Origin of the sequence: Pontibacter rugosus (assembly GCF_042678745.1) — a bacterium.
Classification (GTDB): domain Bacteria; phylum Bacteroidota; class Bacteroidia; order Cytophagales; family Hymenobacteraceae; genus Pontibacter; species Pontibacter rugosus.
This window is the reverse complement of sequence record NZ_JBHTLD010000023.1, coordinates 19,676-31,093: the sequence shown is the minus strand read 5'-3', so window position 1 is coordinate 31,093 and position 11,418 is coordinate 19,676. Positions and strand designations below refer to the sequence as shown.

The window sequence follows — 11,418 nt, the reverse complement described above, 5'->3', positions numbered from 1 at the left end:
CTTCAATTCTTTACCAGGAAGAATATAGCGAAGAAATAAAGTTAAAAATAATAGATGCTATAGAACGTAGAAAATTTAACAGTGGAGGTTTCTAACTACTTTCCCCATCCCGCAAGTTTAGCGACAGCGCAACTTGTGGTTATACTTCCCAGCCTGTTTGTAACTGACATTTCCCGTATTTATACTTCCGCACATTTACCGCCGCGCTCAAACTTGCAGATTACATAGCTGCACTGCACTTGTACTAACATTTAAGAAAGTGCACCGTTATACTTCGGAAGATTACGAAGCATAAGGCAGGCTTAGCCCCTGAGCCAGATGTTCAAGAGCTGTTTATAGCAACAGCATCAGTAAAACGGAATGTAATGAAGATAAAAAAGAACCTTTTAGTAGCTGCTTTACCACTTGTTGCAGCAGCAGTGGCCTATAAATGGAGCACCTGGAAAACTGACCTTGTAAAGGCGGTGATAAAAAGGCAAAAAGACAAAGGTGACTATAAACGCTTTATCAAGAACTATCCTGGTCCACCTGAAAGCCTGCAAAAGAAATATGCTTTTGAAAAAATAGATATAAACGGCGCGCGAGGCTACTGGATAAACAAAGCGCAGGCAAATAAAGGCGTGTTAGTGTACTTGCATGGCGGAGGCTATGTGTTTGGGCCTTTAGAAGTACAGTGGAAATACATTGCCCGGATGAGTGAAGAGATGGGAATGGCCGCGGTGGTGATTGATTATAAAATGGCTCCAGAGCATCCTTTTCCGGCAGGGCTGCAAGACGTGGAAAAGATCATTACCACGTTGCAGGCAGAAGGGGCCATACCCGAAACATATTACATTCTGGGCGATAGTGCCGGAGGTGGCATGGCTGTAGCCATTACGAATGTGCTGATGGAGAAAAAGGCTGCTCTTCCTAAAAAACTAATCCTGATGTCGCCCTGGCTAGACCTCTCCATGAGCAACCCAGCTATAAAGTTTACAGCGTATAAAGACATTATGCTTCCGCTGGAAGAAATAAAGAGATCAGCTAATAAATATGTGCCGAACAGAGACTTTCATAATCCGCTCGTGTCGCCTATGTATGGTAACGTAAAAGATCTACCGCCAATACTTATCCAGATTGGCACTGCCGAAACGTTTTTGTGGGATAACCGCAAGTTTGTACAGCGACTAACGGAAGCACAGGTAGAAGTACAATATGAGGAATATCCCGATATGTTCCATGTATTTGCGTTGATACATATATTAAAAGAAGGCAAGCAGGCACTTAAATCGCAGATAGAATTTCTAGCGTAATAGCGACTGTTAATGGAGCATCAGCACAGCTTAGAGTTATACCTTGCAACTAATTTGCCACTGGCAATTTCTATTTTATAACCTAACTCGCGATTCACCCATAGCCCCACTGAGGGGTAGAATAAAATTCTCTTTGTTTGAATTCCCCTCCCCGAAGTTCATCTTGTAGGGAAAAACAAATTACTGCTTCATTTTTCAATTTGGAGCTTTTTATGGGGCAAGTTGAAAAATGCGTGGGTATGCGGGCCTCAACATCTGCTACGAAAGCTGAAAGTTTTCCCCATTTCAAACACAAGATGAAATCCTGCGGTTGTTTATTTTCCCCTACTAGATGAGCCCGGAAAAGATTAGGGCTGGGTGATATTACTCAAAGTCAAGTATAGCGCAACTTGAGTTTCATACTTGTGCAAGCAGAAAATTTGCCGCTATACTTGCTTGCATTTACCGCTGCACTCAAACCTACGGATTAAACAGAAAGTACTTTAATGCTGAACCTGGCAATGGAACACATCAGACTCACAGATACTTCGCACAGGCTATTTTATGAAGCATGGGAGCTGTATGAACAGGCATTCCCTCTGGAAGAACGACGGCCTTTGTTATGGCAACTGGAGATCATGCCACATGCTGATTATCATTTTGAAGTTGTACTACAAGAGGAGGAACTGTTAGGCATACTACTGTGGTGGGGTTTTGAAGAGGTGCGTTTTCTGGAGCATTTTGCAACTGCCGCAGCTTTGCGTGGGCAAGGGCATGGCCGAAGTATTCTGCAAACGTTTGTAAAGCACGATAAACACCCTGTGCTGCTGGAAGTAGAGCCTCCTGAAAGCGAGATCAACCGCCGCCGCATTAGGTTTTACGAGCAGAATGGCTTTAACTTAAATCCTCACTTTTACCAGCAGCCTCCTTACCACCAGGGGCAGCAGCCTGTAACTTTGCTGCTCATGTCTTATCCAGGCACTATTTCCGCTGAAGACGCAGCTGCTTTTACGCGCCTGCACCACCCGCTCATTTACAGGACAGCACAATAGACAGCTTATATCCCCTTAGCTGTTCTTCTCGCTTTACCTGCACCAGTTGCCTGCTTCACTAACCAGTCTCCAACCATCTTTAACACCTCCGGAGAGAAGGTCTCCTCTAATGTATAAGACTCATCGTAAGCGCCAGTAACAGAGGTTTGCATAAAGTGGTTGAGCTTTGGTAAAACTACCGGGGTAAAGTTAGCATTGCCTGCTGCCTGCAAACCTGCTTTTATGGCGGGCATATTATCTTGTGCAGGCGTTTGTGAATCGGTTTCTCCGGTTATAGCCAGCACAGGCACTTTTATCTTTTGCTGGTAAGGAGTAGGGTCAAAGTGCAGGGAGTGAAAAAGCCAAGGATCTACAAAGGGGGTAATGTATCGCTCGCTATAGTTGGGATCCATGTCTATCTCTTCGTGGAACTTACGCAGATTGGCTACGGCGGTGGCACTGTCAGGAGAGGCGCCTACAATTTCATACGATCTGTCCTGAATCATCAAATCCTGGCCTCCCTGTTCTTCTGAAATACCGTTTGCTTTCAGCAAAGCCCGGTGCCGCGATTTGTTAAAAGCAACGCCCGGAAGCCCCGCTGCCGCCAATAGTACAACACCTGCAACATCAGGGGCTTCGGCTGCTATAATCTGTGCCATCAGCGTTCCTTCGCTGTGGCCGATCACATACACGTTCTTTACCTTTAGCCGTTTATCAGTTTGTAAAGCCTTTACAGCCGCAAGCCCGTCAGGGGCAAAGTCTTCTGTAAAGTTGCCCGCATACTTACCTGATGATTCTCCTACGCCACGCTCGTCGTAGCGCAGCACGGCAAATCCTCGCTTTGTCAGTTCATCGGCAAGTACAAGAAATGTTTTGTGGTAGAACTGCTCCCCATCGCGGTTGTGCGGCCCTGAACCTGAAAGCAGAATCACCCCTGGCACTTCCTTCTTGCCTTTTGGGGCGGTGATGGTACCGCTAAGCATTACACCCGCATCTCCTCCGGCAAAAGTAATAGGCAACACCGCATACGGAAAGGGCGCTGTTGGTGTCTGAGGGCGTGACGGGCGCAGACTTTCTGCATTTGTGAGGCTTATAGTTAACGGGAATTTTCTGTTGTCTCCTATAACAAATAAACCTGCCACTCCTTTATTGCCTGCACCATATAGAGCTGTAAAAGTATAGCTGCTCAAATGATCTCTGAAAGCCAGTTGAAGGCTATCGCCTACTTCCTTAACCCGCTCTACCTGCAAGTCATGCATACCGGTGTAGGGGATGGAAACAAGCGACTGGCCTTTTGCAGCAGCAGGAAAGTTAAAGATAACTTTGATTGGTGCTGCTCCTCTAACGTTTAAATCACCAGCCCAACTGCCCGTAGGTAGCTGCTGAGAAAAAGCCATTTGGGAAGTCAGAAGGAGAAACAGAAAGGAGCAGCCTAGCTTCTGTTGTAGCAGGAGGAAAGGTGTTTTCATAGCGTGATGCGACATGTGTAAGTTCTAATATATAGAGAACAGCCTCTAAACACAATAGCTTTTTACCTGTACATTAGAAGAACATCCTTAGCTAAGGCAAACCTTTACCTATACAGAAGCAGCTTATACTTATATTTGCACTGTTACATTTTTCGTAAGTAGAAAGACAGCATTACTTAATACTACATTGTCATTCTGAAAGAATCTTGTGGGCGAACTAGAATAGCTTTTATATAGCGCTTTACCGCTCGCGGGGGTATGAGCCCTCTTTAACCAATACCCTTTCAGGATGACAACAAAAATTGGGTTAAACCAACTTAGTCTCCATACATATTAGTATATAGCCTGATGTGGCATTGCCAATTAAGCTTGAACACCGCCATGCCTCCTAAAAAAAAATCTCACCCGAAAGAGAAAGCCAGCCTGCACCCGCGCAACAGGCACCGGGAACGCTATGATTTTGAAGAACTCATTAAGAGCTGCCCAGAGCTAAAGCAATTTGTACAGGTGAACGCCTACAACGATGCGTCTGTAGATTTCTTTAATCCCAAAGCTGTTAAAATGCTGAATAAGGCATTGTTGGTGCATTTCTACGGCATCCAACATTGGGATATCCCGGCAGGCTACCTTTGCCCACCTATACCGGGCCGAGCCGATTATATACACCATGCCGCTGATTTATTGGCAGGCAGCAACAAAGGAAAAATACCTAGGGGCAGCAAAATTATGTGCCTGGATGTTGGCGTAGGAGCTGGCTGCGTATATCCTATCATTGGGAACAAAGCGTATGGCTGGTCTTTTATTGGGGCTGATATTGACCCAGTTTCTATTCAGTCATCCCGTAAAATAGTGGAGGCAAATGCTGCTTTAAGCGGCCATGTGCAACTGCGGCTACAAAAGAACCCGAAGGATATCTTTCGAGGCGTGCTTAAGCCGGAGGAATACATTGACCTAACCGTGTGCAATCCTCCTTTTCATGCCTCGCTGGCAGAGGCACAGGCAGGCACTATACGCAAACTAACTAACCTGAAGCAACAGAAAGTGGCAAACCCAACCCTGAACTTCGGTGGGCAGCAAGCAGAGCTATGGTGCGAAGGCGGGGAAAAGCGTTTTGTGACCGATATGGTTTTCCAGAGCCGTCAGTTTGCCACCTCGTGCTTTTGGTTTACAACGCTGGTATCAAAGCAAGCTAACCTTAAAAGTATAACCCAAGCTTTAGCGCAGGCAAAAGCCTTTGAAGTGCAGATACTACCAATGAGCCAGGGCAATAAAACAAGCCGCCTCGTTGCCTGGACGTTCCTGAACCAGGAACAGCAAAGAGAGTGGATAAACGCCAGGTGGCATTAACACGTTTTTGCTACAACAACGGCACGCAACATAAATCTGTAATAGCTTGGATTGCTACCTATAAGCTGTTATGCCTATCTTGCTGCTCAACAAGCGTGTGCTTCAGGAACTGTACTTTAACAGATGCCCGCACTGCTGTTTTTTAAGTCATCTTCATTTGCTACAATCGGTATAACCTATGATATCAAGCTCACGCTACTGCTTATCTCTGCTGTTAATGGTGTTACTTTTGGTGGCGTCGTGCGGACAAACGGAAGAGCAGCCCAATTTGCACGCAATTGAAATTGCCATGGGCAAAGAAGACTCTGTAGCAGTGGATTCTACGGCCAGTACAGCATCTGAGCTAGCCGATAATGCGCTACAACAGGAATGCAATGCCTATTTTGAAGAATGGAAAAAGCTAAACGCTGCCAAAGCCGACTATTTCAAGACCGTTTTTCTGCAGAAGGCGCTGGCAAATCCCGGGCTTTCGGAACAAAACAGAGCATTTCTGCTGGCGCTGGAAATATACCTCAACCAATCACCTGCCGAACTACGCGCTACACCGGTCAAAGACCAGCCCTTGTTTCCTATTTTTAAGGTAAACGAGAACGAGCTGGGTATTTTTGCTTTTCCGGCTTATGACTCCTCCAGCGAATCGTTTTTAGATATTTCTATTGAAAACAAGATCCTAAGCAGCAGCAGGCTTACAGCTACCATTGATAGCTCCTCTATAGATAAAGTGGTTTTTCATCCACAACTGGCGGATTCTCTGTTTAAGAACACAAACCAATCAGTAATAGCTTACACCACAGGAAGAAAAGTAAATACAAAGGTGGTAAACTTTGGCTCCTATGCAGGGGAGTGCCTGGAGTACTACAACTACCTACTCGACAGCAAACCTTTTAAAGCATCTGATAAAGTGCTTTTCGGGAGCAGGTACAGCCTGAGGCTCTCTTACAAAAATTACCCTGAAGTAGATGCCAGACTAAAGCTCCAGTTTGTTGAGAAGTGCTACGACTGCCCCAGCAGCATAGGGCAGCAGAAAACGTTTGCCACCTTAGAAGGCGTACAGGGGCTGTACTTTGTATATGCTGATACCTTCCCTCTGAATAATAAGCTAGATACACCATCCAGAGCCTTGGTGATGGAAATGGAAGATAAGTTAGTGTACCTGTGGTACCAGGAAGTTGATTTGTTTGGCTGTAGCTGTTTATAAACTTAAGGCTAGCAAGTGGCGCTGCCATAGCACCTGCCAAACCCTTTTGGCGCATTGTTTGTTTATACAAATACACGTATAAAATAAGATCTGAACAGAAATCAAAAATCTATGAAAGTAGCGAAAGACCCATCAGAATATAATAAGCTAACCCCAGACGAAGCACGCATTATCGTGAACAAGGGCACCGAGTATCCGGGCACAGGCGAGTATAATAACCATAAGGCAGAGGGCGTATACCTGTGCAAGCGCTGCAACAATCCGCTTTATACTTCGGAGTATAAGTTTGAATCGCATTGTGGCTGGCCTAGCTTCGATGATGAAATAACCGGAGCCGTAAAGCGAGTGCCGGATGCCGACGGCCGCCGCACCGAAATTGTCTGTGCCAACTGCGATGCCCACCTAGGCCACGTTTTTGAGGGAGAGTATCAAACGCCTAAAAATATTCGACATTGCGTAAATTCCCTGTCGATGACATTTGTACCGGTAGAGGAACTGGAGAAATAAATTAAAGTATAAAAGGCAGATGCACGAAAACATCTGCCTTTTATACTTTTAAATGGGAAACATGGTGCGCAACCAGAAGATAAACCCGAAAGCACAGCAGGAGAACCAGGGCATTTATACTTGCACAACCTGTGGCCTAGCGTTGTTTGAGGCTGACAAAAAGTTTGATGTCGGCTCTGGCTTCCCTAGTTTCTGGGCACAGGTGGGAGAGCATGTAACGCATAACCCACTGGACACCTATGGCAGGCACCGCACCCAGCTATTGTGCAGCCAATGCGAGCAGCACCTGGGGCATTTGTTTGCTGATGCCCGAACACCTACACAAGTACGCTACTGCATCAACGCCGACGCTATAGAGCTACAAGCTGAGAACTAAGAAGTAAAGCTACTGTTGCGCTGACTTAGAGTAGTGCATGTAACTAAAGAAAACCGGAGCCAGGGAGCCAAGCAACTGATTGACTTCGTAAGTATGGCCGTCTAAAAACTCCTGCCGGTTAAGCACTACATTTGTTGCCTGCCATTTACCCGGAGTATAGCCGGGGCTGCTAATCTTTATAATGATTTCGTTTGAAGCGGGATCGTCTACCACGTTTAAGTTAGCAGCATAGGTAGTTGCCTTTTTGTCTTTGCCTGCTCTAAAGTTAGGGTAATAGTCAAAAACCAGCGTAGTATTTGGGTTTTTGTCTGCAATCTGCTCTTGCCTGAGCACCATGGCATTATTTACCAGCCGCATAAGAAACTCCCGCTGGCGCTTCTTAAAACTATCCGGGAAGTTTATACTGTCAATTGATATATTTATCTGTTGATTTGTATTGACTGGCTTTAGGAACTCCTGCACCGGTACAATACTTCGGAAAGGCCCCACTACTACACTATCGGTATAGTACTGCTCTCCGTGTTGTAGAAAATACTTATCCGGTGAGTAAAGCTTTAGCTGATTATAAATATCCTTCTGCACGTTTCCCTTCATTTTGCCCACTCCACTGTTAGGCTTTAAGTATAGTTGGTAGTATACTCCTGGCTCCTGGCCTACCTCAAATGGCTCTAAAGAGGCAACTAGGGTATGGTTATACTTGTGGTAGCGCTTTTTAGCTGTTGCCGTGTCTACTGCAAAGGTGCGCTCCTTCTTTTCCAGCGCTTTTATTCTCTGCAAAAACCAGCCGTTTACGCGCTGAAACTGCGCTTCATACTTGTCTCCGGCTTTGTTAGTAAATTCTACTCCGTCTATCGTAACAGGCCTGGTGTAAACATTTTTTGTGCAGGAGCTAAGGCCCAGCAGGAGCAGGAGTAAAACATGTGGCAGCTTTTTCATATAAGTTTGTGTGGGTTGGATTTATACTATACATAAACTAACTAAATCTTTAGTTATAATCCAAACTTTCACATACTTCATTGGAAAAGAGCAAGCTACGCCTTCTATACCTTCATCAACTACAGCTGATAGGTTTAGGAGAACGGGTTTTTTGAAGCAGCACCTGTTGTGCGGAAGGAGATAAGCCAAAGCTACTGATGGAGCTTTCCAGTTCTTCGCTGCTCCCATAACCATAGAGGTAAGCATTGACTTTGGCTGCTGCCGTAGAATGAAGCAAGGCATCCATACGTGGATACATCTCCTGAAACTCTTCCCAAATCTGAGGCTGGCGCTGTAGTTTATACTTCTGGTGTCGGTCTTCAGCTACATAAAAGGTCTTTAGTGGATTTATCTCTGTATAAATCTGCTGTCCTGCCTGCGTCTGAAAAGCCGCTTTAGCCGCCATAGCTAAATCCTTCTGCTTCTGATCATGATAGAAAATAGCGGAGGCATACTGTCTTTTCCAGGGTGCTCGGGCTGCCTTATGGTTGGTAAAGAACAGGTGTAGTAAAGTTTGGAAACTTAATTTTTTTGGATCGTAGTCTAGCTGCACCGTTTCGATGTGGTCTGCCAGTGTCCAGTAAGTGGGTGCGTCAGTAGTGCCTCCCGTATAGCCTACCTTGGTTCGCACTACGCCATTTATACTTCCAAACAAGGCATCGGGGCTCCAGAAGCAGCCCATCGAGAAAGTTGCTGTTTCTGTTGTTTTAGGCATTAGCAGGTCGATAGGAGGGACTTTCATCTGATATCTTTCATTATTAAGAATGTATAGCAACAATTACGGGCAACAGTATCGCCCTTTCCCTCAACTCATTTATCTTCGCCAAGTATAAACCATTGTACCAGCAACCATACCTTGCGCACTTACTTCATAAAACGCTACAACAGTTTTAAGTTTGCCTTCCGGGGCATCAGTTCTGCCGTAAGGTCAGAGCCGCATGTGCGGCTGCACCTGCTGTCGGTGGTGCTGGTTGTAATAGCAGGCTTTGCCCTCGGCGTTACCAAAACAGAGTGGTGCCTGCTTATTGGTTGTGCAGGGCTGGTGATCACCGCAGAAGTGTTTAATACGGCTATTGAGACACTCACCAACCTTGTATCACCGGACTGGCACCACTTGGCCGGCAAAACGAAAGACCTGGCAGCCGGAGCTGTGTTAGTAGCTTCCGTAACGGCCGCTGTGGTAGGTGCTATTATCTTTATACCTTACCTGATCGCTCTTGCTGCGTTATACGTTTAAGTATGGGATAGGTATTTTAACTGCCTGCACGCTCTCTTCGTTAAAAATCTTTAAATTGCGCCACATGAACCTGACACCACGTATAGCTCCTCTTCAATCATTTTGCTATGCCCTGGCTTTAGGGTTAAGTATAGCTTTGATAGCCTGTAGTTCCGGAGCTAGCGCGTCTGCTACTTCTGCCAGCTCGCCTGCCTCCACAGAGGCAGACAACCCAGCCTGGTTAAACGAACTGATCCAGGAGTTGAAAGCAGCAGAACCTACCAACCCGCCGGCAAAAATATATAGCTACACGTACGATTATCAGACAGTATACTATCTCACAGGCCACTGCTGCGACTTTCCCAGTAAGCTCTATGATGCCAGAGGGAATCTGTATTGCGAGCCAGACGGAGGCATAACCGGCAAGGGAGATGGCCGCTGTTCTGATTTTCTGGAGCGGCGAGAAAACGAAAAATTAATTTGGGAAGATAAACGAGAAAGTAACTAATTAAGATGACTGGAAACGACGTACTGAAAAACTTATCCGAGTATAATATCTGGGCAAATAAAACCATGCTGGACGTGTTCAGCAGCCTGCCTGAAGTACCAGCAAACGCACTACGCCTGCAAAGCCATGCCTTGAATGCGCAGGCCATCTGGATCGCTCGCATTACCGGCACAGAAAGCCCTGTTAAAGTATGGCAGGAGCACTCTTTAGAAGAACTGAAAAAGCTGCACGAATCTGCATCTTACAAGATTGCAGAGCTGGCGCAAAACGCTGATGAGGCTGAGTTCAACCGCCTCATAGACTATAACAACAGCCTGGGCCACAAGTATAGCACCCGCGTACTTGATATCCTGACGCACGCTTTTAATCACGCTACTTATCACCGCGCACAGGTGGCTACGGACCTTCGTAAGAATGGCCATACTCCTCCGAATACAGATTACGTAACATACGTGCGTGAGCTGATGGGCCAGGTGTACTAGCAGCATAGACATAAAATTTCATAACAGAAAAGGAGCTCTTAATATAGGAGCTCCTTTTCTGTTATAGTTTGATGCGTACTACAAATAGACTTATTGCCTTGCGTTGCCTGCTATTGGGACTCGTGCTACTTTAGCTCAATGGTCTTCATGTTCTTAATCTGCCCCTGCGTGATGGCAACTTTTTCCACCGTCAGATTATGAGCATCGTCTTTGGTATAAAACTTAACAGTATAAGTACCTGCCTTTGCTCCTCTGATAAAAAAATCTCCGTTGGCAGTAGCAAAGCCACCAATGGTGTCTTTTTCTGATGAGATGAGGTAGATAGTGGGATTGTATGCAGCAGGCATAACCTTACCTTTTATGCCGCCTGCCACAGCCGATGTGATCGTGCGAATTACGGGTTTCAGGATATACCCTTTTTCTCCTTTGTCCACTACCGATTTTGCCGCATCGAAATCTAACAGCACCCTGTTTACTGTCTGGTCCATCATATTTACATTTAGCGGCACCTTTACGCCAGAAGTTTGGCCACTTGGTGTTTTTAAAGCTACCACAGTGCCATTCTTTAGCTTTAGCGTGTTCTTATCACCAAGTATAAGTCGCATTTGGGCAATACGCCCTATAGGTAACTCAGCACTTGCCAATAGCGTATCACGGCCATTGGCAAAGTTCAACAGGTTGTAGATGCCGGGGTTAACCTGATCTAACGTCACCCAGCCTTCTTCTTTAGCATCCTCGCTTTTATGCACCTGCACCGACTTTATCTCTACGTTTACTTCTTCATAATCACCGGGTGCATCTGTTAAACGAACTTCCATGCGAGCACCGCCTAGCGCTATATCATCGTTACTACAGGCGCTTAGCGCAAACACCCCATTCAGCAGTAAAAGGAATATGTAACTTTTCTTCATTCTATAATTGCCCTGGTTTAAAGTTGCTAAAGAGCCATTTTTACACGACCAATACAACTAAAAATACATTTATATATAGCGTTAAACAGCAAGAGCCTACCAACGCTATTGCACCGGCAGGCTCTTG

Annotated in this window: 13 protein-coding genes; 9 read left to right on the top strand and 4 right to left on the bottom strand. The window is 45.7% G+C overall.

Annotated elements, in window-relative coordinates:
• Nucleotides 1-365 precede the first annotated feature (365 nt).
• Together ACFQ2O_RS04525 and ACFQ2O_RS04520 are read left to right on the top strand one after the other, a co-directional pair.
• Entirely contained in the window at nucleotides 366-1,292 is a 927-nt protein-coding gene (locus ACFQ2O_RS04525) for an alpha/beta hydrolase (protein ID WP_377523222.1), read from the top strand.
• A gap of 500 nt (nucleotides 1,293-1,792) precedes the next feature.
• On the top strand, nucleotides 1,793-2,323 hold the full coding sequence (locus ACFQ2O_RS04520; protein ID WP_377523221.1) for a GNAT family N-acetyltransferase: 531 nt from the start codon (nucleotides 1,793-1,795) through the stop codon (nucleotides 2,321-2,323).
• A gap of 5 nt (nucleotides 2,324-2,328) precedes the next feature.
• Here the strand turns inward: ACFQ2O_RS04520 and ACFQ2O_RS04515 are convergent, their stop codons facing one another.
• On the bottom strand, nucleotides 2,329-3,771 hold the full coding sequence (locus ACFQ2O_RS04515; protein ID WP_377523220.1) for an alpha/beta hydrolase family protein: 1,443 nt from the start codon (nucleotides 3,769-3,771) through the stop codon (nucleotides 2,329-2,331).
• Nucleotides 3,772-4,152: 381 nt separating this feature from the next.
• Between ACFQ2O_RS04515 and rlmF the strand changes: the two genes are divergently transcribed.
• The 4 genes from rlmF to ACFQ2O_RS04495 all read left to right on the top strand — a co-directional run bounded on the left by rlmF (nucleotide 4,153) and on the right by ACFQ2O_RS04495 (nucleotide 7,199).
• On the top strand, nucleotides 4,153-5,118 hold the full coding sequence (gene rlmF / locus ACFQ2O_RS04510; protein ID WP_377523219.1) for a 23S rRNA (adenine(1618)-N(6))-methyltransferase RlmF: 966 nt from the start codon (nucleotides 4,153-4,155) through the stop codon (nucleotides 5,116-5,118).
• 178 nt (nucleotides 5,119-5,296) lie between these two features.
• A complete protein-coding gene (locus ACFQ2O_RS04505; RefSeq protein ID WP_377523218.1) occupies nucleotides 5,297-6,316 on the top strand; it encodes a hypothetical protein in 1,020 nt (339 codons plus the stop codon).
• A gap of 111 nt (nucleotides 6,317-6,427) precedes the next feature.
• Nucleotides 6,428-6,823 carry a methionine-R-sulfoxide reductase gene (locus ACFQ2O_RS04500; protein ID WP_377523217.1) on the top strand — a complete coding sequence of 132 codons (396 nt, stop codon included), beginning with the start codon at nucleotides 6,428-6,430 and terminating at the stop codon, nucleotides 6,821-6,823.
• Nucleotides 6,824-6,875: 52 nt separating this feature from the next.
• Nucleotides 6,876-7,199, top strand: a complete 324-nt coding sequence (locus ACFQ2O_RS04495) for a peptide-methionine (R)-S-oxide reductase (RefSeq protein ID WP_377523216.1) — start codon at nucleotides 6,876-6,878, stop codon at nucleotides 7,197-7,199.
• A 9-nt stretch (nucleotides 7,200-7,208) separates the two neighbouring features.
• Here ACFQ2O_RS04495 and ACFQ2O_RS04490 read toward each other — a convergent pair whose 3' ends face one another.
• Nucleotides 7,209-8,135, bottom strand: coding sequence for a hypothetical protein (locus tag ACFQ2O_RS04490; RefSeq protein WP_377523215.1), 927 nt, complete (start codon nucleotides 8,133-8,135; stop codon nucleotides 7,209-7,211).
• A 115-nt stretch (nucleotides 8,136-8,250) separates the two neighbouring features.
• On the bottom strand, nucleotides 8,251-8,916 hold the full coding sequence (gene msrA, locus ACFQ2O_RS04485) for a peptide-methionine (S)-S-oxide reductase MsrA (RefSeq protein WP_377523214.1): 666 nt from the start codon (nucleotides 8,914-8,916) through the stop codon (nucleotides 8,251-8,253).
• 114 nt (nucleotides 8,917-9,030) lie between these two features.
• Here msrA and ACFQ2O_RS04480 point away from each other — a divergent pair, with 114 nt between their 5' ends.
• The 3 genes from ACFQ2O_RS04480 (at nucleotide 9,031) to ACFQ2O_RS04470 (ending at nucleotide 10,380) form a co-directional block, all read left to right on the top strand.
• Complete coding sequence (locus tag ACFQ2O_RS04480) at nucleotides 9,031-9,411, top strand: diacylglycerol kinase family protein (protein ID WP_377523213.1); 381 nt, start codon at nucleotides 9,031-9,033, stop codon at nucleotides 9,409-9,411.
• A 64-nt stretch (nucleotides 9,412-9,475) separates the two neighbouring features.
• The gene (locus tag ACFQ2O_RS04475) at nucleotides 9,476-9,898 is read left to right on the top strand and encodes a DUF6970 domain-containing protein (RefSeq protein ID WP_377523212.1); all 423 of its coding nucleotides are present in this window, start codon (nucleotides 9,476-9,478) and stop codon (nucleotides 9,896-9,898) included.
• A gap of 5 nt (nucleotides 9,899-9,903) precedes the next feature.
• Entirely contained in the window at nucleotides 9,904-10,380 is a 477-nt protein-coding gene (locus ACFQ2O_RS04470) for a DinB family protein (RefSeq protein WP_377523211.1), read from the top strand.
• Nucleotides 10,381-10,505: 125 nt separating this feature from the next.
• On the opposite strand, the gene ACFQ2O_RS04465 is transcribed toward ACFQ2O_RS04470, so the two are convergent.
• Nucleotides 10,506-11,291: a DUF4382 domain-containing protein gene (locus tag ACFQ2O_RS04465; RefSeq protein ID WP_377523210.1), complete on the bottom strand. Its 786-nt coding sequence runs from the start codon at nucleotides 11,289-11,291 to the stop codon at nucleotides 10,506-10,508.
• Nucleotides 11,292-11,418 lie beyond the last annotated feature (127 nt).